Annotated in this window: 22 protein-coding genes; 10 read left to right on the forward strand and 12 right to left on the reverse strand. The window is 58.5% G+C overall.

The features are described 5' to 3' along the window. Genes MLD04_RS02605 through MLD04_RS02620 form a run of 4 tightly spaced genes read left to right on the forward strand, consistent with a single transcriptional unit; the run spans position 1 to position 6,716 of the window. Positions 1–603, forward strand: coding sequence for a Maf family protein (locus MLD04_RS02605; protein ID WP_248154494.1), 603 nt, complete (start codon positions 1–3; stop codon positions 601–603). Beyond that, a complete protein-coding gene (gene rng, locus MLD04_RS02610) occupies positions 600–2,081 on the forward strand; it encodes a ribonuclease G (protein WP_248154496.1) in 1,482 nt (493 codons plus the stop codon). Before MLD04_RS02605 ends, rng begins: the two co-directional genes overlap by 4 nt. A gap of 38 nt (positions 2,082–2,119) precedes the next feature. Further along, the gene (locus MLD04_RS02615; protein WP_248154498.1) at positions 2,120–5,854 is read left to right on the forward strand and encodes a YhdP family phospholipid transporter; all 3,735 of its coding nucleotides are present in this window, start codon (positions 2,120–2,122) and stop codon (positions 5,852–5,854) included. Positions 5,855–5,873: 19 nt separating this feature from the next. After that, the gene (locus MLD04_RS02620; RefSeq protein WP_248154501.1) at positions 5,874–6,716 is read left to right on the forward strand and encodes a carbon-nitrogen hydrolase family protein; all 843 of its coding nucleotides are present in this window, start codon (positions 5,874–5,876) and stop codon (positions 6,714–6,716) included. A gap of 18 nt (positions 6,717–6,734) precedes the next feature. Here the strand turns inward: MLD04_RS02620 and yjgA are convergent, their stop codons facing one another. The 12 genes from yjgA to MLD04_RS02680 all read right to left on the reverse strand — a co-directional run bounded on the left by yjgA (position 6,735) and on the right by MLD04_RS02680 (position 15,755). After that, entirely contained in the window at positions 6,735–7,256 is a 522-nt protein-coding gene (gene yjgA, locus MLD04_RS02625) for a ribosome biogenesis factor YjgA (RefSeq protein WP_248154503.1), read from the reverse strand. A gap of 15 nt (positions 7,257–7,271) precedes the next feature. Continuing rightward, entirely contained in the window at positions 7,272–8,633 is a 1,362-nt protein-coding gene (mgtE, locus tag MLD04_RS02630) for a magnesium transporter (protein ID WP_248154505.1), read from the reverse strand. After that, the gene (locus MLD04_RS02635; protein WP_248154507.1) at positions 8,630–8,899 is read right to left on the reverse strand and encodes an HPr family phosphocarrier protein; all 270 of its coding nucleotides are present in this window, start codon (positions 8,897–8,899) and stop codon (positions 8,630–8,632) included. The genes mgtE and MLD04_RS02635 overlap by 4 nt, the downstream gene beginning before the upstream one ends. 6 nt (positions 8,900–8,905) lie before the next feature. Then, entirely contained in the window at positions 8,906–9,790 is an 885-nt protein-coding gene (rapZ, locus tag MLD04_RS02640; RefSeq protein ID WP_248154509.1) for an RNase adapter RapZ, read from the reverse strand. 27 nt (positions 9,791–9,817) lie between these two features. Continuing rightward, entirely contained in the window at positions 9,818–10,288 is a 471-nt protein-coding gene (ptsN, locus tag MLD04_RS02645) for a PTS IIA-like nitrogen regulatory protein PtsN (protein WP_248154510.1), read from the reverse strand. A gap of 84 nt (positions 10,289–10,372) precedes the next feature. Continuing rightward, positions 10,373–10,681: a ribosome hibernation promoting factor gene (hpf, locus tag MLD04_RS02650; RefSeq protein WP_008938947.1), complete on the reverse strand. Its 309-nt coding sequence runs from the start codon at positions 10,679–10,681 to the stop codon at positions 10,373–10,375. 17 nt (positions 10,682–10,698) lie between these two features. Beyond that, positions 10,699–12,219, reverse strand: a complete 1,521-nt coding sequence (locus MLD04_RS02655) for an RNA polymerase factor sigma-54 (protein ID WP_248155379.1) — start codon at positions 12,217–12,219, stop codon at positions 10,699–10,701. A 149-nt stretch (positions 12,220–12,368) separates the two neighbouring features. Further along, complete coding sequence (gene lptB, locus MLD04_RS02660) at positions 12,369–13,094, reverse strand: LPS export ABC transporter ATP-binding protein (protein ID WP_248154511.1); 726 nt, start codon at positions 13,092–13,094, stop codon at positions 12,369–12,371. Then, complete coding sequence (lptA, locus tag MLD04_RS02665) at positions 13,072–13,623, reverse strand: lipopolysaccharide transport periplasmic protein LptA (protein WP_248154514.1); 552 nt, start codon at positions 13,621–13,623, stop codon at positions 13,072–13,074. Before lptA ends, lptB begins: the two co-directional genes overlap by 23 nt. Further along, a complete protein-coding gene (gene lptC, locus MLD04_RS02670; RefSeq protein ID WP_248154516.1) occupies positions 13,607–14,212 on the reverse strand; it encodes an LPS export ABC transporter periplasmic protein LptC in 606 nt (201 codons plus the stop codon). The genes lptA and lptC overlap by 17 nt, the downstream gene beginning before the upstream one ends. After that, on the reverse strand, positions 14,209–14,775 hold the full coding sequence (locus MLD04_RS02675; RefSeq protein ID WP_248154518.1) for a KdsC family phosphatase: 567 nt from the start codon (positions 14,773–14,775) through the stop codon (positions 14,209–14,211). The genes lptC and MLD04_RS02675 overlap by 4 nt, the downstream gene beginning before the upstream one ends. After that, positions 14,775–15,755: a KpsF/GutQ family sugar-phosphate isomerase gene (locus MLD04_RS02680; RefSeq protein WP_248154519.1), complete on the reverse strand. Its 981-nt coding sequence runs from the start codon at positions 15,753–15,755 to the stop codon at positions 14,775–14,777. The genes MLD04_RS02675 and MLD04_RS02680 overlap by 1 nt, the downstream gene beginning before the upstream one ends. 200 nt (positions 15,756–15,955) lie before the next feature. On the opposite strand from MLD04_RS02680, the gene MLD04_RS02685 reads away from it, so the two are divergent. From MLD04_RS02685 to MLD04_RS02710, 6 genes are read left to right on the forward strand one after another with little or no spacing between them, the layout of a single operon-like run. Continuing rightward, positions 15,956–16,765: an ABC transporter ATP-binding protein gene (locus tag MLD04_RS02685; RefSeq protein WP_248154522.1), complete on the forward strand. Its 810-nt coding sequence runs from the start codon at positions 15,956–15,958 to the stop codon at positions 16,763–16,765. Continuing rightward, positions 16,765–17,547: a lipid asymmetry maintenance ABC transporter permease subunit MlaE gene (gene mlaE, locus MLD04_RS02690; protein ID WP_248154524.1), complete on the forward strand. Its 783-nt coding sequence runs from the start codon at positions 16,765–16,767 to the stop codon at positions 17,545–17,547. Before MLD04_RS02685 ends, mlaE begins: the two co-directional genes overlap by 1 nt. A gap of 22 nt (positions 17,548–17,569) precedes the next feature. Next, entirely contained in the window at positions 17,570–18,019 is a 450-nt protein-coding gene (mlaD, locus tag MLD04_RS02695) for an outer membrane lipid asymmetry maintenance protein MlaD (protein ID WP_248154526.1), read from the forward strand. A gap of 38 nt (positions 18,020–18,057) precedes the next feature. Beyond that, positions 18,058–18,714 (forward strand): MlaC/ttg2D family ABC transporter substrate-binding protein, encoded by a 657-nt coding sequence (locus MLD04_RS02700; RefSeq protein WP_379883322.1) that lies wholly within the window; start codon positions 18,058–18,060, stop codon positions 18,712–18,714. Further along, positions 18,711–19,019 (forward strand): STAS domain-containing protein, encoded by a 309-nt coding sequence (locus MLD04_RS02705; RefSeq protein WP_248154529.1) that lies wholly within the window; start codon positions 18,711–18,713, stop codon positions 19,017–19,019. Before MLD04_RS02700 ends, MLD04_RS02705 begins: the two co-directional genes overlap by 4 nt. A gap of 48 nt (positions 19,020–19,067) precedes the next feature. Beyond that, a complete protein-coding gene (locus MLD04_RS02710; RefSeq protein ID WP_248154531.1) occupies positions 19,068–19,310 on the forward strand; it encodes a BolA/IbaG family iron-sulfur metabolism protein in 243 nt (80 codons plus the stop codon). The last annotated feature ends 19 nt before the right edge of the window (positions 19,311–19,329 follow it).

Here is a 19,329-nt window from a genome sequence, read left to right on the forward strand (position 1 = left end):
GTGGAGAGATTTATCCTGGCATCCCGTTCTCCCCGTCGCGCCGAGTTGCTGAGGCAAATCGGCGTCAGCTTTGATACTCAGCCCGCCGATGTCGACGAGACCCCGAGAGTGAACGAAGCCTCCAGCGACTACGTGGAGCGTCTCGCCCGGGAGAAGGCACTGGCGGTGGCCCGTCACAGTTCCGGGGCATGGGTCATCGGCTCGGACACTTCGGTGGTCCTTGATGGACACATACTTGGCAAGCCACGTGATCGGGCGGATGCCTGCGAGACGTTGCAGCGTCTTTCGGGGCAGGTCCATCAGGTGATGACGGGCGTGGCACTGGCCAACGGTTCCGACTGCCATACCTGTCTGGTAACCACCGATGTACGCTTCCGGCGCCTCGCCGATGAGGAAATTGCAGCTTACGTAGACAGTGGGGAGCCCATGGACAAGGCAGGAAGTTATGGAATCCAGGGCCTTGGTGGTATTTTTGTAGAGGAACTCCGGGGGAGTTACAGTGCGGTAGTGGGCTTGCCTTTGCAGGAAACTGCGGCACTTCTGGCCGATGCCGGTTTCCCGGTCTGGAAGAACTGGCCACGCAGTCTGGAGAGCCTGAAATGAGTGAAGAGATCCTGATCAACGTGACGCCTGTGGAAACCCGGGTCGCCCTGGTCGAGAACGGCATGTTGCAGGAAGCCTATATCGAGCGGACCAGCCGCAAGGGCATTGTCGGCAATATCTACAAAGGCAAGGTCGTCAGGGTTCTTCCGGGCATGGAGGCGGCTTTCGTCGACATCGGCCTGGAGCGGGCGGCGTTCATCCATGCCTCCGACGTTGTCGTTAGCCAGCCCGGTTCTGAGGAATTGTCCGAAGGGCCCAAAACGGTCCCGGATATCCGAACGCTGCTGCGGGAAGGCCAGTCGCTGGTGGTTCAGGTCACCAAGGATCCCATTGGAACCAAAGGCGCACGGCTTACCACCCAGCTTTCCATCCCGTCCCGATACCTGGTGTTCATGCCTGGCGTCAGTCATATCGGTATCTCCCAGCGCATCGAAGACGATAATGAGCGTGAACGTCTGAAGAGTCTGCTCGAGCAGGCGTCGTCGGAACAGACCGAGGTGCAGGGCGGTTACATAATCCGCACAGCGGCAGAGGCTGCACCGGCGGATGATCTGATCGGCGACATGAAGTACCTGCATCGCCTGAGTCAGTCCATCCAGGAGAGGATCGCGCGGGTCCAGGCACCTTCTGTGGTTTACCAGGACCTGCCCCTGTTCATTCGCACGATCCGGGATCTGGTGCGCCCCCAGACCGAAAAGGTCAGGATCGACAGTCGCGAGAGTTATCAGCGCGTCATGGAGTTCGTTGAGGAGTTCGTGACCGAATTTTCCGACAAGGTGGAGTATTACCCGGGCGAGCGCCCTATATTCGACCTCTACTCGGTCGAGGACGAGATCCAGAAGGCCCTCAGTCGAAAAGTACAGCTAAAGTCCGGTGGTTATGTGATCATTGACCAGACCGAGGCGATGACCACCATTGATATCAACACCGGTGCGTTTGTTGGCCACCGGAACCTTGAAGAAACCATCTTTAAAACGAACCTGGAAGCGGCACGTGCCATCAGTCGCCAGCTGCGCCTGCGTAACCTTGGTGGCATTATCATCATCGATTTCATCGACATGGAAGACTCCGAGCATCAGCGTCAGGTGCATCGGATGCTGGAAAAGATGCTCGAACGGGATCACGCCAAAACCAAGATTACCGGCGTTTCGGAATTGGGCCTGGTGGAAATGACGCGAAAGCGGACCACCGAAAGTCTCGGGCAGGTCCTGTGCGAACCCTGTCCGATCTGTGACGGGCGCGGCTTCCTGAAGACCTCGGAGACCGTCTGCTACGAAATCTTCCGGGAAATCCTCCGGGTCAATCGGGCCTATGAAGCCGAAAATTATCTTGTCATGGCCTCCCAGAGTGTTGTGGACCGCCTCCTCGACGAGGAATCGGACAACGTCGCAGATCTGGAAACCTTCATCAGCAAGACCATTCGCTTCCAGGTCGAACCCTTCTACAGTCAGGAACAATACGATGTGGTTCTGCTCTGAATCCCGCCCTGAATTGAGGTTGGGAGCCTAGCAAACCCATGTCTTCTGACGATCACGGGCCGTCACTGCCGGACCTCCCCGCCGAGTCCGGTCCGGTCAGGTGGGCCTCCCGACTTGCCAGTCTGATCTGGTGGCTGCTTCTGGGCATACTTTTGCTGTTTGCCCTCTACGCCGGCATTGGGCGCCAGCTCACCAGCAACATCGACAGCTTTCGCGACGACCTCGCTCACCAACTGTCCATCCGCACCGGCAAGCAGGTCACAATCGGTGCCCTGTCCGCCCGCTGGAACTGGCTGGATCCGACGTTCCTGGCCCAGGATATTTCGGTGGCCGAGCCCGAATCTGCTGAAACCGTTGCACGTTTACAGCACCTCAGGATCCGGCCATCGTTCCTGGCCTCACTGCTACGCGCCCGACTGGTATTTGAGGAGTTTGAAGCCGACGGCCTGGATCTGACCCTGACCCAGGCTCCGAGTGGCAATGTCAGTGTGAAGGGGGTTCAGCTGCCTGCGCCAGCCCAGACACGCTTGCAGGATCTGCTGGGTCTGGCCGGGGAGTGGCTCTCCGATCCCTACGTCAAGCTGACCCGCCTGCATCTTCGCATTCGAGACAACTCGGACAACGTCCGCTATCTCGATATCCCCCAGCTTGATCTGGTATACAGCCGTGGCCTGTTCCGGGCATCCGGGAGGGCCATGCGCGCCGGGACCACCGAACAGTTGGCCAGTTTTTCGCTGGTGGGGCGCCAGTTCTTCCGGGGCGACTTCACCGGACAGCTCTACCTGGATGTCACCTCCGGCCGGCTCTTCGACAGTTTCGCGGAAGCGTATGACTGGCGCGGAATCCGGATCGAAGGTTTTGATCTGGGTGGCCGGGCCTGGCTGACGTTTCGCGATGGCATCCTGGAACAGATCAGCGGATCGGTGCAGACGCCGTACCTGCAGCTTGGGACCGGTCAGCAGTCGCTGGCACCCATTGAAGATATCCGGGCACACTTCGGCTGGCGTCGGACCTCCGGCGGCCCGGGGAACCAAGAGCCGGGTTCGGGCGAGTGGCACATCAGGGACCTGCAATGGCGGTGGGACAAAACCTCCGTCCCTCCCTTCAGCGTCCGGGTGATGCCGAAGAAGGGGGCGGATCTGGAGCTTGTCGCAGATTCTCTGCCCCTGGAGCCCCTGCGACGGCTCTTCACGGCGTTGCCTTTGCTGCCGGGTGCGGCGGACCGTGCCCTCAATCACTACAAGCCCAGCGGGGCACTGGACAAGGTACATCTCAGTCTCACCGGAAGCGGTGGATTTGCCATGGCCGGGCATCTGAATAATGTTGCAGTGGACGCCTATGGAGGCGCACCCGGCGCGTCCGGTCTGTACGGACAAATTGCGTTGGATGCTACATCCGGTTTCGTGCAGCTGGAACCAGGGCACGGACCGGTCATGCTTGGATTTCCGATGCTTTTCGGGGATGACTGGTCCCTTTCCGATATGCAGGGGACGGTGGCCTGGCAGCTCTCTGACGAGACCACCCGGGTCTTCTCCCATAACATCGGTATGCGTTATGGCGATAGGACCCAGCTAACGGGGGCATTTGACCTCAGGCTGGAGAAAGACGGCGAGGATAATCTTGGGCTGCGTGTCGGCGTGGAAAACGGACAGGCGTCCATGCTTGCGGACTTCGTCCCGGTCAAAGCGGTCGATCCGGGTCTGTATGAGTGGCTGACAACATCCATCACCAAAGCGGATATCACGTCCGGTGTGTATTACGGCCATGGTCCTATCGGACGGAATGCGCCCCATGGCGCCTTCGTCTCCTCTATGTGGTACGAATTCGACAATGCTTCTGTCCGGTATGACGAGCGATGGCCGGCAGTGACCGGCGCCCGTGGTCGTGTCGAGGTACACAACGGCAAGACTGACGTTCGGTTGACTGCCGGCGAGACCGGCGGGTTGTCGTTGTCACCGAGCCATGTCCAGGTGCTTCCTGCCGAAGGCGGTTCGACGATTCAGGTGGATGCATCCACAGAGGTGCCGGGAGAGGCCATCCGCTTCTGGCTTGACCAGACGCCCCTGGGGGAAATGGCCGGCAGTGCTGCAAACGGACTGGTTTATGGGGGGCGGTTCGGCCTGGATCTCGGTCTGAGCATTCCGCTGGCCCCGGATCGTCCCACAGAGGTGACGGCAAGGGTCCGAACCGACAATGGATCTGTGTCCTACCCCGATGCCAACCTGATCTGGAAGGACATCCAGGGGGACGTGACCTACCGGACCAAAGACGGTTTCTCTGGCGCTCCCATCAAGGCAACGTTTTTTGGTGAACCGGTAACCGTCAGTCTGCGATTGGGTGACGGCAATAACCGGCTTGGAATCCGCCAGAGCGGTCGCCTGGAGGTCCCCCGGGTCTTCAGGCAAGCCGGACTGGAAGCGCTGGACGGACTTGGTGTAACCGGCAAGCTGAACTATGTGGCGGATCTCTCGGTGGATGCGGAGACCACCTCCGGAATCCGGGTGACGTCGTCACTGGACGGGTTGAAGGTAAATTGGCCTGAGCCACTTGCGAAAGCGGCGTCAGAAAAGACGCCGCTGACAGTGAACATAGACCCGACCGCCAAAGACGGCGTGAGGGTTCGCGGAACCTGGCAGGACCGCGCCGATTTTGACGTGTTATGGAAAAAAACCGGATTCGACCTGACCTTCGGTAGCCTGCACCTGGGGCAGAGTGTCCTGAAAAACATCGATATCAGTTCCCTGACACTGTCCGATCGATGGGTAGTGACGACCGAATCCGATCGGGCCACCGGTCGGGTGGTGATTCCGAAAAACGACGATCCGGTCAAGGCAGACTTTGAAAACGTGCGTCTCGCCCGGGACGACAGTGCATCCGGTACCGAACCGGATTCGCTGCCGCTGGACGAACAGCTCAAGGCCTTCCGGTCGCTGAACATGGGCCGTTGGCCGGATGTCGATGTGAGCATTGCCAAGCTTCAGGTGAACGACAACACCCTGGGAAGCTGGTCTTTCCAATTGCGCCCGGAGCCTTATCGTCTCAAGGTCAACAGTATCCAGGGGCGACTGGACTCCCTGACCCTGCTGGGAGACCTGACCTGGAGCGTTGTCAGCGACCGTCAGGTGAGCCGCTTTGACGGCTCGGTCACCGGTGGGGCGCTGGCGGATCTCCAGAAACTGTTTGGCGCCGACATCCCGCTGACCAACAAGAAGACTGACATCGAACTGGACGTGGATTGGCCTGGCCGGCCCGATGCGTTCTCGCTCCGAAAGCTGAGCGGATCCGTCCGGCTGCGCCTGGATGACGGCATTATCCTGCAGAAAAACAACACAGCCCAGGTTTTCCGCATTTTTAATCTGCTCAACACTGACACGCTCTGGCGTCGACTGAAGCTGGATTTTTCCGATCTGTACGAACGGGGTGTGGCTTTTGACGCCATTTCGGGCAAGGCCCAGATCATCAACGGTCTCGTGACCCTTGATCCGGAGCTCCAGATCGTCGGACCTTCCGGTGCATTCAAGTTGAGCGGCACAACCGACCTTGGTGCGGAGACCCTGGACATGGGACTGGTGGTGGTTCTGCCATTGACGCAGAACCTGCCGCTGGCAGCCCTTTTGATGGGCGCCGCAGCGCCCGTGGGTGGAGCGCTCTTTGTCCTCGACAAGGTTCTGGGCGATCCTTTGAGCAAACTGACCAGTGCCTCCTACAGTGTCACCGGAACCTGGAGTGACCCCAAGGTGGAACTGCGCCGGGTGTTCGATAATGGCAAGTAAAACCGCGTAGGAGGTGTCCATGCCCCATCCATCACAAGGCGGCGTCGCTGCAATCCAGATGGTCAGTGGTGCATCGCTGGAATCGAATCTCTCGATGGCCGCGCAACTGCTGAATCAGGCTGCCCGCCAGGGCGCACGGGTGGCGGTGTTGCCGGAGAATTTCGCGTTGATGTCGACGTCCGACATGGTGTCCTGTGGTGCGGTCGAATCCGGAGATCATCCGGTGATCCGGGATTTCCTAGGTCAGCGGGCGAAAGAACTCGGCTTATGGATCGTCGGTGGCTCCTTGCCCATGGCACGGCGCCCGGACGGCAGCTGGATTGGTGGGCGGGTCCGGGCGTCAAGCCTGGTGGTCGATGACAGCGGCCGGGAAGTGGCACGCTACGACAAAATCCATCTGTTCGATGCCAGCGTGGAAGACGCCCATGGCCAGTATCGGGAGTCGGATACCTTCGAGCCGGGTGACCGGGTCGTGACGGTGGATACTCCGGTGGGTCGCCTTGGCATGGCGATCTGCTACGATCTGAGGTTTCCGGAGCTGTTTCGTGAACTTCGTGAACGCGGCGCCGAGTGGATCTCCCTGCCCAGTGCCTTCACCTGGTATACCGGCAATGCCCATTGGCATGCGCTTATCCGGGCACGGGCGATCGAGAACCAGGTCTGGGTGGTTGCGCCCGGGCAGGGTGGGTACAACAGTGAGCAACGCCGCACCTACGGCCACAGCCTGATCTGCGACCCCTGGGGTGAGGTTCGGGCGGAGCTGACCGAAGATGGCGCGGGGCTGGTAACAACCGAACTCGACCGTGAGCGATTGAAAGCCGTGCGCGAGAAAATGCCGGTGTGGGCACATCGACGGCTATAGCGCTCCTGACCCAGGCGGTCATTCAATGTCGTCAATGCATTCCCGAAGGTAGCGGAACAGTTTTTTGGCCTGGCCGGTATTTTTCTGTTTCTCGGCGTCCTTCCGGGCGTTTCTGGCCAGGTTGCGCAGATGCTGCACGTCCGCCGAGGGACAATAATCGATAAACTGGCCCACGGCTGCATCTCCCTCACTTATCATCCGGTCGCGCCAGCGCTCAGCCAGGTGGTGACGACGGGTATGCTCGGTGCTGCCCGCATCGAACGCGGAAAGGCCTCGCTCGATCGCCTCCGGATCGTCTTCCTGTCTGAGAATCTTGCCGATGTAGTGAAGGTGGCGGCGCCGGGCTTCGTGCTGGCGAATCCGTCGTGATTCAACGATAGCCGCCCGCAGGGTGTCGCTGATCGGGAGGTTGGCCATCTGTTCGTCACTCAGGTCGAGCATTCGCTTGCCCAGTGCCTGCAGCGCCTGCATTTCGCGCTTGATCTGTGATTTGCTGGGGCCCAGATCCTCGGGATGTTCGTCGTCGTGTTGCTCGATCATGGTGTTATCTGCTTGTCAGGAATAGAAAAATGTCGCCAGGCCCAGAAAGGCCATAAATCCCACAACGTCGGTCACCGTTGTCAGAATAACGCTGCCCGCCAGTGCCGGGTCAATGTTTCGCGATTTGAGAAACAGGGGGAGGACGGTACCGACAAAGGCCGCCGCAATCAGGTTGATGACCAGTGCCGCGGCGATAATCCCGCCAATCAGCATGTCCTGGAACCAGGCTGCGGCGGCGGAGGCCACCACGACCGCCCAGAAGAGCCCATTGAGGGCGCCCACCATGAATTCCCGGTTCAGCAGCCAGCTCACGTTTGCACCGCTGATCTGTCCGACGGCCATGCCGCGGATGACCAGTGTCAGTGTCTGGCTGCCGGCAATTCCGCCCATGCTGGCGACAATCGGCATCAGAACGGCGAGGGCGACGACCTTGCTGATCGTGGCCTCAAACAGGCCGATCACCGCAGAGGCAATGAACGCGGTAAGCAGGTTGATGCCGAGCCACACCGCACGGCGCCGGGTAGTCTTCCAGACCGGAGCAAAGGTATCCTCGTCTTCGTCCAGGCCCGCCATGCTCATCAACGAGTGATCGGCATCCTCCCGGATAACGTCGACCACGTCATCAATGGTAATCCGGCCGAGCAGACGGCCCTGATCGTTGACCACCGGCGCAGAGATCAGGTCGTAGCGTTCGAACAGCGTGGCGACCTTGGTATCGGAGAGGGTCACCGGGACCGGTTCTATATCGGTGTCCATCACCTCGCGGACAGTGGCTGTCGGGCTTGATACCAGGATCCGGGTAATCGGGAGTATGCCGATGAACTCATCCCGACGGCTGACAACAATCAGGCTGTCGGTCATGGGCGGCAGGCTTCGATGCAGTCGCAGGTAACGGAGCACGACGTCAATGCTGATGTCCGGACGAACCGTGATGGTGTCCGTGTTCATCAGGCCGCCGGCCGTGTCCTCCGGGTAGGAGAGGACTTCTTCCACCCGTTGGCGGTCCTGCTCGTCCATGGTATCGAGCACTTCCTGGATGACCGTGTCCGGAAGTTGCTGCAGGAGGTCGGCGAGATCGTCGGATTCGAAATCCTCGATGATATCCGCCAGTTCCTGGGCATTGAGCTGACTCAGGAAATAGCCACGGATATCGTCGCTCAGATACTGGAGAACCTCACCTTCGAGATCTTTCTCGACCAGGTTCCAGAGCAGGGCACGCTGTCGGGGCGGGGAAGATTCCAGCAGGTGGGCAATGTCGCTCGGGCTCAGGCCCCCGTTCAGTATCCGGGCGACCTGTTTGAGTGCGCCGCTGTCCAGCGCCTCACTGAGTGAACGAAGACGCTGTTTGGCCTGACCCTTTTCCAGGATATCGGTCATTCACCCTCGCCAAAATAATCGTCGATCAGTTCGACCAGCGCTTCGACAGCCTCTTCTTCATCGGGCCCCTCGGCGATGAGTTCCACCTCGGTTCCCTGGCTGGCCGCCAGCATCATGACCTGCATGATGTTTTTTGCGTCGACTTCCCGGTCGTTGCGGGCGATACGAAGTGATGAGTCGAAATTCGATGCAGTGGCCACCAGCTTGGCGGTTGCGCGGGCGTGCAGACCCAGTTTGTTGATAATGGTGACTGGACGGCGGATCATAGTGGCTCAGATCTCTTCTCGAGCTTGCAGGTGCGGTAATTCGGAATGCCGAACCTGCACATTGCTGTAATGTTCCCGAAAAAATCGACCCAGTTGCTCACACACGTAAACCGATCGGTGTTGTCCGCCCGTGCAACCGATGGAAATGGTCATGTAGCTGCGATTGCTGTCGGCGAACGACGGTAGCCAGGTTGCCAGAAATCCGGTCAGATCATCGACCATGGCACGGGTGGCCGGTTCGCGCTCAAGAAACTCGATGACGGGCTGGTCGGTGCCCACGTATTTCCTGAGGCTGGTATCCCAGTAGGGATTCGGCAGGCAGCGGACATCAAAGACATAATCCGAATCCAGTGGCACGCCATGCTTGTAGCCAAATGACTGGAATAACAGGGCCAGTTCCTGTCCCTTGCGGCCCACGACCCGCTGCTTGATCTGGTCGCGAAGTTCGTAGATCGACATGCCAGCGGTGTTAACGTAGAGATCCGCCAGTTTGGACAGGGGCTCCAGCAAATTTTTCTCGTTGCTGATGGCCTCTCTCAGGGAGGTCCGATCATCGCTGAGGGGATGTTTGCGACGGGTGGCATGAAACCGTTGCAGCAGGGATTGTTCATCGGCATCAAGGAAGATGATCTCAATGGTGACGCCGGTTTCCTGCAACTGGCTGTAGATATCCTCGAAATTGGCAATCTCACCCGACAGGTTGCGGGCATCGATGCTGACCGCCATACGGCCCAGGCGATCGGTCGTTGCCTTGGTGGCGGCTTCCTGGGTCAGCGGAAACAACAGACCGATGGGCAGGTTGTCGATGCAGTAGAAGCCAAGGTCTTCCAGTACATGCAGCGCGGTACTCTTGCCCGAGCCTGAACGACCACTGACAATGATCAGCTTCATGTCCCGTTGCCTCCTGTCCAGTGGATTTCAGCCGCTTGCGGCTGTCATTCGCTCATACAGTGTCCTGGCGTCTTCGCACTCGCGAAGCGCATTGCAAAACGAACGCTCGTTGAATTTCTCGGCCAGCTGGCTCAGCAGTTCGAGGTGTTCGCTGGTCGCTTCCTTGGGAACGATCAGGGCGAAGACCAGGTCGACAGGCTGGTTGTCGATGGCATCGAACTCGACGCTTTCCTCCAGCGTCAGCAAGACCCCGATGACCCGATCCAGGCCTTCAAGCCTGCAGTGGGGAATGGCGATGCCCTGGCCGATGCCGGTACTGCCCAGACGTTCTCTGGAAATCAGATTGTTGAAGATCTGGACATCGTTCAGGGATTCGTCCTGCTCGTGGATCTGTTCAGCGATGAACTCCAGAACCCGCTTCTTGCTGGAGGCCGGCACCCGGCAAAGGGTGAGCTCAGGCGCAAGGATGGTGTCTATGGTCAGGGATGTGTCGCTCATGGATCGACTGCGTTTCCGTAAAAAAAAGGCTGCGGCACCTCAAGTGCCGCAGCGCTGTGGCATGACAGGCATGGGAACCGCCAGTTAGCGCTGGCCGTTTCCGTGCATCCGGTCTACGTTCTTTTCTTTGTGCTTGAGTATCTGGCGATCAAGCTTGTCGATCAGGCCATCAATAGCAGCGTACATGTCGCTGTCTTCCGCCTTTGCGTGAATATCACCGCCAACCACGTGCAGCGTCCCCTCGGCAATCTGACGCACTTTGTCGACCTCCAGGGTCACCTGGCAGTTGGAAATGTGGTCAAAGTGGCGCTCGAGCTTGTTGAACTTCTCGGTGACATAGTCCTTGAGGGAGGGAGTCAATTCTACGTGATGGCCTGAAATATTGAGTTGCATAGGCGTCTCTCCTGTTTTTACACCAGTCGTTTTCTTTCGTTGGAAGGCGGTATATGCATTGCCTCCCGATACTTGGCCACGGTGCGTCTTGCCACCTTGATGCCCTGTTCTCCTAGCATGGCTGCAATTTTACTGTCACTCAATGGCTTTTTGGGAGTTTCCGCCGCAATCAGTTTCTTGATCATCGCGCGGATAGCCGTTGAGGAACATTCTCCGCCTTCGTCGGTACTGACGTGGCTGGAGAAGAAATACTTCAATTCGAAGATGCCCCTGGGGGTGTGCATGTATTTCTGGGTCGTTACCCGGGAAATGGTGGATTCATGCATCTCCACGGCTTGGGCGATATCCGAGAGAATGAGCGGTTTCATCGCCTCTTCACCGTGGTCGAGGAATCCCTGCTGATGTTCAACGATACGGGTCGCCACTTTCAGCAGGGTTTCATTCCGGCTCTGAAGGCTCTTGATAAACCACTTTGCTTCCTGCAACTGATCCCTGAGGTAGGTGTTGTCTGCACTGCTGTCGGCGCGGCGAATCAGCGACGCATAGCTGGCATTGACCCGGATGCGCGGGGCAATTTCCGGGTTCAGCTCAACCCGCCAGCGTCCATGGTGTTTGCGGACGATAACGTCGGGAATGACATAGTCGGGCTCACCCTGATCCAGAACGTCCCCGGGACGCGGATTGAGGCCTGTAATCAGAGCCAGTACTTCCCGAAGCTGGTCCTCCTTGAGACGGCTGCGACGCAGCAATTGGGCATAGTCGCGGTTGCCAAGCAGGTTGATGTAGTGGGTAATGACCAGTCGCGCCTGGGGCAGCCAGGGTGTATCCGGTGGAAGCTGGTTCAACTGGATCAGCAGGCATTCCTGCAGGTCCCGGGCGAACACGCCGGGCGGATCGAAATGCTGCAGGCGGTGAAGCACCGCCTCTACTTCATCGAGTTCCAGTGGATCCTCATCGGTTTCATCCGCCAGGCCGGCGTGAATCTCCTCCAGCGAACTGGTCAGATAACCACGGTCATCCACGGCATCCAGAAGCGCGTGGGCAACGGCCTGGTCTCGTTCGCTCAGCGGCGTGAGATTGAGTTGCCATTCCAGGTGATCGTGCAGTGTTTCCGTCGCGGAGTTGCGGCTCTCGAAGTCCTGTTCGCCGTCCTCATCCGAGCGGGCTGCCGGGGCAGGGGCTGATTGGTAGATGTCGTCCCATGCCGTATCCACGGGTAAATCGTCCGGGATATTGTCAGGCGTGTCATTCTCGGTGGACCAGTCCGGACCGGACTCGCTGACGTCCCAGTCATCCTGTCCTTCCGCAGATTCCTCTGAGGAAGAGTCGCTGGCCGTTGGCTCGGAATCCTGGCCATCCTCCGGTGATTCAGAGTGCTCGTCCTCTTCGGACGTCTCCAGCATGGGGTTGGACTCGAGGGCCTGCTGGATTTCCTGTTGCAGATCCAGGGTGGAAAGTTGTAGAAGCCGGATAGCCTGCTGGAGCTGGGGCGTCATTGTCAGGCTCTGGCCCAGCTTCAGCTGTAAGGACGCTTTCATCACCATGATTCAGGATCCGTCACGCATTGGCGCTCTACATCGTTGGAATTTATGAAAAAATGCTATGTTTGCCCGCTACTTGGGCGGGTAAGCAAGTTCTTTGCCGAGTTTACTTGTTACACGCCGGCAAGACAATCAGCCAATGGTGGTCAGAGCCGGAATTCATTACCGAGGTACACTTCTTTCACCTGCTGGTTGGCGAGGATGTCTTCCGCGCTCCCGGATGCGATGATATGGCCGCCGGAAACAATGTAGGCGTTTTCGCAGATGTCCAGGGTTTCCCGGACGTTGTGATCGGTGATCAGGACGCCGATGCCCTTGTCCCGAAGGTGCCGGATAATGTGCTTGATGTCGCTCACGGAAATCGGATCGACACCGGCGAAAGGCTCATCCAGCAGGATAAAGGCGGGCTCCATGGCCAGTGCCCTGGCAATCTCCACCCGCCTCCGTTCGCCGCCAGACAGCGCCATTCCCAGGCTGTCACGGATGTGGGTGATGTGGAATTCGGCTAGCAGTTCCTCGAGTCGCGCCTCGCGATCTGCGCGGTTAAGGCCCTTCCGGGTTTCCAGGATGGCCATGATGTTGTCGCGCACACTCAGTTTGCGGAAAACAGAAGCTTCCTGGGGCAGGTATCCGATACCCTTGCGTGCCCGTCCATGCATCGGAAGTGGCGTGATGTCCTTACTGTCGATGGTAATCCGCCCGTTGTCGGCAGGAACCAGTCCGACGATCATGTAGAAACAGGTGGTTTTCCCGGCGCCATTGGGCCCGAGGAGACCAACGATTTCTCCGCTCTGGATTTCCAGGGAGACGTCGATCACCACTTTTTTCTGCTTGTAGCTTTTTGCCAGGTTACTGGCTCTGAGAACTGCCATCGGATCCCTTTTTGGTGCTGCGGGGCTGAATGACCATTTCGACGCGACCACTGCCGGATCCGTTATCCGGAGAGCCCTGGGCGGTAACCACCCGTTGAACGGTATCGTAATGAATCAGGTCGCCCCGGAAAACGTTGCCGTTCTGCTTGATGACGGCATCTTTTTCAAAGGTGAGTTGTTTGTCCTGTGCCGACCAGGTGATGTTGGTTGCACGTGCGTCGGTTTCTCCGTTGCCATCACGGGTTGGCTGTCGGTAGTGGGCCGGGTTGCCGGTCGCCTCAATACGATTAAGGCCCTCGGCATTGCGAAACAGGACAACCCGATCGGCATCGAGGCGGGTTTCGCCCTGGGTCAGGATGACGTCGCCGGTGTAGGTTGCAATGCCCTGATTGTCGTCCAGTCGGGCGTGGTCGGCATTTACTTTAATGGGAATGTCCGAATCCAGGTCGAACGCCCATGCAGGGAGTGCCACAAGCGACGACAGCATTGCGATCGCCAGCAGGGAAATGGGTTTATCGAGCAGTTTCATAGCGTCCTTCCACCTGGGAGTTGAGCTCCAGGATGCGGTCGTTGATCCAGGCTTTCATACCCTTGGAACGGGTTACGCCGACATTGTCAGTAATGGTCACTGGCGCGTCGGTATAGATGATGTTCTGGTCATTGTCGAGCGTCAGTTTCGTGGTCTCCAGCGTCGCCGTCCGCTGACCGATCTGGCGGGTGACCCTGACGTTTCCGGTCAGGTAGAGCAGGTTCGAATCCTGCAACAGACTGCCATGCTCCGCTTTTACCTTCCAGGGAAGTGTGTCCGGGTCCCCGAAAAGCTCCGCTTCCGGTGCCTCCATGGTGGTCAGGTTGCCGTCTTCGAACTGCTCGATCCGTGGGCTGGAAAACCGGACATCGAGGTTCCCAGCCTGATCGTATTCGGTGTATCGGCCATCGACAACGAAGCCGTCAGGTTCTGCCGGGCCTCTCAGTTCTGCGTTGGTCGTGTCCGTTACAGGCTGGTCGCCGCTGCGCCAGAGCAGCAACGCGGTGGCGGCAAGGATAGCTACCAGCGCAGCGGTCCGGATCACCGGGCGTTCCGAGAGCTGGAGCAGCGATCCCAGCGGCCGGATCATGCGTCGGTCTCCAGGTAGCACGCGAGAGCCGCTTCAAGCTTGTTCTGTGCGGTCAGGATCAGGTCACAGGCCTCCCTCACAGCCCCGCTGCCTCCTGCGGCGCTGGTGCAATAATCTGCATGCTGTCGCACCAGCCAGTACCCGTTGGGGACGGTGATGCCGAGTCCGGCGAAGCGAAGTGCTGGCAGGTCAGGGAGGTCATCGCCCATGTACGCAATCTCGTCGGGTTGGATATTCATGTCCCGAACCAGTTCGTCCAGTGCCTGTCTCTTGTCTTCCCGGCCCTGCATCAGATGAGGAATGCCGAGGTCGGTCATGCGCTTCTCGGTCAGGGGAGAGCGACGTCCGGTAATTACCGCAACGGTGATGCCTGCCGCCATGAGCTGTTTCAGGCCCAAACCGTCCAGGATGTTGAAGCTTTTCAGTTCATCGCCGGTGGCACTGAAGTAGAGTTTGCCATCACTCATGATACCGTCGACATCCAGTGCGATCAGCCGGATCCGGGCGGCCTTGTGGATCAGGGCTTGCGGCCAGTCGGAGCTGAGGGACGGTCGGACTGTCATCAGATTACCCCGGCACGGAGCAGATCGTGCATGTTGATGGCGCCGACCAGTTCGCCGTTGTCACCGGTGACCGGTAATGCATTGATTTTCATGTCTTCCATGATCTTCAGTGCCTCGGCCGCGAGTTGGTCGGCAGCAATGGTTTTGCCGTTCCGCGTCATAACCTGCTCGATGGCCGTATTGTGGATGTCGATCGACTTGTCAAGAGTCCTTCGGAGGTCGCCGTCAGTGAAAACTCCGGAGAATCGTCCTTTGGCGTCCACCACCGTGGTCATGCCCAGCCCTTTCTGGGAAATCTCCAGCAGGGCTCCGCTCAGTGTCGTCCCTTCAGTGACCACCGGTATTCGATCACCAGTGTGCATGATGTCTGAAACCCTGAGCAGCAGTCGCCGGCCAAGGCTGCCACCAGGGTGGGAAAAAGCGAAATCCTCGGCGCTGAAACCACGGGCTTCAAGTAATGCAACGGCAAGAGCATCCCCCATGACCAGCGTGGCTGTGGTGCTGGAGGTGGGTGCCAGTCCCAGCGGGCAGGCTTCCGCTTCGACGCTCACATCCAGATTGGCGACGGCTTCCCTTGACAGCACGGAATCACGATTGCCGGTCATGCTGATGAGGGGCGCGCCCATGCGTTTGATCAAAGGCAGGATCGTGACGACTTCGCTGGTGTTGCCGCTGTTCGATATGGCGATGACCACATCCTGGCTGGTGATCATGCCAAGGTCTCCGTGACTGGCTTCGCCGGGGTGGACAAAGAAAGCCGGCGTGCCGGTGCTGGCGAGTGTTGCGGCTATCTTGTTGCCAATATGGCCGGATTTTCCCATGCCGGTGACCACTACCCGACCCTTGCACTGCATAATGACTTCGCATGCCTGGATGAAATCTTCGTCAATACGGCCTTCCAGCGCTTCGATCGCCTTTTTTTCGATTTGGATGGCTCGGACTGCGGAAGTTCGAAAGTGTTTGCGATTCTCTGATGTCATGGCCAATGGTATGCCTTCAATTTGAGGTTCCGTGAGATAACTGAAAAGGTCGGCGGAGTATAACATTTTACGCATCCAGCGCGGCCCTGTTACGTAAAGTTCAGTGAAACCATCGGTGACTATCGGTACATTTTGGAACCAAGACGTTGAGGTTCCCGCCACCTTCGAATAATGTACCCGCTCTTTTGTAAGGACTGACTATGGGTTCGAGCGCATATATTTCTCTGGAAAACGTGGTGTTCTCGCGGTCCGGTCGCCGTATTTTTGATGGTATTTCGCTGGACATTCCGCGTGGCAAGGTTACTGCCATCATGGGGCCGAGCGGCACGGGAAAAACAACCCTGCTCAAGCTGATCGGTGGCCAGCTTCGGCCGGATAGCGGCAGCATCCGGGTGGATGGCCACGAGGTGCCCAGACTCAAGCGGACGGCTCTGTATGCTCTCCGGCAGAAAATGGGCATGTTGTTCCAGAGCGGCGCGCTGTTTACCGACCTGAGTGTGTTCGAAAACGTGGCCTTTCCGATCCGCGTGCACACCAATCTGCCGGAGGATATGATCCGGGACATTGTCCTGATGAAACTCGAGGCGGTCGGGCTGCGCGGTGCCCGGGATCTGATGCCCTCCGAGCTATCCGGGGGGATGACCCGACGGGTGGCCCTGGCGCGGAGTATCGCACTGGATCCTGAATTGATCATGTACGACGAGCCGTTTACCGGCCAGGACCCGATTGCCATGGGGGTTCTTGTCAAATTGATCCGTGACCTGAACAGTTCCATGGGCCTGACCAGCGTTCTGGTGTCTCACGATGTCACGGAATCCCTGAGTATCTGCCATTTCGCCTGCATCATTGCGGATGGCAAGGTGATCGGGCAGGGCACGCCGGAAGAGTTGCGTGCCCATGAATCGGAGCGGGTCCAGCAATTCCTGCAGGGGCAGCCAGACGGTCCGGTGCCGTTTCACTATCCTGCTGAGGATGCGACAACAGACTTTGGTCTGGGGGGGAAGGTCTGATGTTGGATCATGTAAGAGCCCTCGGCCGGACAGGCATCGATGTGGTCGTCTCCTTTGGCCGCTCTGGCCAGTTCCTGTTCGGGGTCCTTCGGGGCGTTCCGAAGCCGGCTGTCGGATTTCCGCTTCTGGTGCGCCAGATCTACTCGGTGGGTGTCCTGTCACTGGCGATCGTTGTGGTGTCCGGCCTGTTCATCGGAATGGTGCTGGGGCTTCAGGGCTATACCATTCTGAGTGACTACGGCTCCGAGTCGGCCATCGGCCAGATGATTGCGCTGACACTGGTCCGGGAGCTCGGGCCGGTGGTGACGGCGTTGTTGTTTGCGGGGCGAGCCGGCTCGGCCCTGACCGCCGAGATCGGATTGATGAAAGCCACCGAGCAACTCTCAAGCATGGAAATGATGGGTGTTGATCCCCTCCGGCGCGTGATTTCACCACGGCTGTGGGCGGGTTTTTACACCATGCCGGTACTGGCGCTGATTTTCTCCGTCGTTGGCATCTGGGGCGGAATGCTGGTGGGCGTGGAGTGGCTCGGGGTATACGACGGCTCCTTCTGGGGCAACATGCAGTCTTCCGTGGAATTTGTGGATGATGTGCTCAATGGTGTCATCAAGAGTGTCGTCTTTGGCTTTGTCTGCGCCTGGATTGCCGTTTACCAGGGGTATGACTGTGTCCCCACCTCTGCAGGCATCAGCTCGGCTACCACGAAAACGGTGGTGTATTCCTCACTTGCCGTGCTGGGCCTGGATTTTGTATTGACCGCCGTAATGTTCGGCAACTTCTGATCTGGAATAACGGGAGCCGGAAATGGCACAAAGAACCGTAGAAAGCATTGTTGGCCTGTTTATGATTGCGGGCCTGGCGGCCTTGCTGTTCATGGCGCTGCAGGTCAGTGGCCTGTCTCCCAAGGCTGCTGAAAGCACCTACACGCTGTACGCGAACTTCAACGACACAGGCGGTCTGACGCCTCGGGGGCGGATTTCGATGGCAGGGGTCACCATCGGAACCATCGATTCCATAACGCTGGACAAAAAGACGTTCCAGGCCCGTGTGAAGATGGCCATTAATTCGGACGTCGACAACATACCCACCGACAGCGCAGCAGTTATACGTACATCCGGGCTGCTCGGCGAGCAGTACATTGATGTATCGGTGGGCGGCGATATGGACTCCCTGAAGCCGGGAGATACCTTCTACACGACCCAGTCGGCGATGAATCTCGAACGGTTGATCAGTAACTTCGCTTCGGGGCGCTGATCCACCGGTACGATACAGGATATTTGCAGGAGAACCTGATGCTTACCCTGACAAAACGCATGGTACTGTTCATTGCTTTGATGGCCTTCTTTGTTGGCCAGGTTCAGGCGGATGAGGCCGAAGACCTCCGGAATTACGTCGACGCCAACACCCAGCGCCTCGTCAAGAAGTTGAACGAGGAGAGGGGGTTGTATGAGAAGGATCCGGAAGCGTTCTACAAGAGCATGGATGAGGCCCTGAGTGACTTTGTCGATTTCCGGCGTATCGCGGCCCGTGTGATGGGACGCTATGCGCGGCAGACAACACCCGAACAGCGGAACGAGTTTGTTGAAAAGTTCAAGCGAAGCCTGTTCGATAGTTACGCCCAGGCTCTGGTCAGCGCCGAGAATTTTGAAATTGTCGTGCAGGAGGCCACCATCCTGCCCCAGAACGATGACCGTGCCTCTGTTCAGATGGAGGTTATCAGTGCCTCTGGTAATCGTTACCCGGTCACCTACTCCATGTACCGGAAGGAGGCTGGTGGCCAGTGGATGATGGAAAATGTCATCGTCGAGGGTGTGAATATCGGTCTGGCGTTCCGGGATCGTTTCAGTCAGGAAATGGAGCAGAATCATGGCCAGGTGCAAGCGGTCATTGACGGCTGGAGCGATGCGGTCAACTCCCTGAACCTGGACAAGGAAGTAAACAAGTCATGACGGCGACCGGAGCACAGGCGGAGCTTACCGATGGCGTTCTGCAGATCACCGGAACCGTGGACCTGACCTCGGTCGTGGCGCTCCGCTACCAGGGCGAGCGCCGGATCCGGGAAGCGGGCAAGGACCTGGTTGTTGATCTGTCCGGCCTCGGAACCGCTCACAGTGCGGTGCTTTCCATGCTTTTATGCTGGCAGCGTCTGGCTGCCAGCCTCGGAGTTGCTCTGTCTTTCCGGGGTATGAACGATCGACTGGCCTCGCTCGCGGCGCTCAGTAATCTGGACAGTCAGCTGACCCGCGCCCACTAATTGGTTACAATCTCGCCCCTCAATTTTTAAAACACCTGAGGATGCTCTATGGACGCCGCCGAAGTCACTGAACTGGTCAAAGAAGCCCTGCCCGGTTGTGAGGTTCAGGTTCAAGTTGACGGGACCCATTACATGGTTGTCGTCGTCGGTGAGGTATTCGAAGGCCTGCCGACCATCAAGCGGCAGCAATTGATCAACAAGGCGCTGTTCCAGCACATAATGGATGGCACCATTCACGCTCTGCATCCGCGAGCTTTTACGCCGGCAGAATGGGCTGAGCGCCAGGGCTGACGCGCCCGCAAGACACAGG

The organism is Marinobacter koreensis (assembly GCF_023156285.1).
In the GTDB taxonomy this organism is placed as follows: Bacteria; Pseudomonadota; Gammaproteobacteria; order Pseudomonadales; family Oleiphilaceae; genus Marinobacter; species Marinobacter koreensis.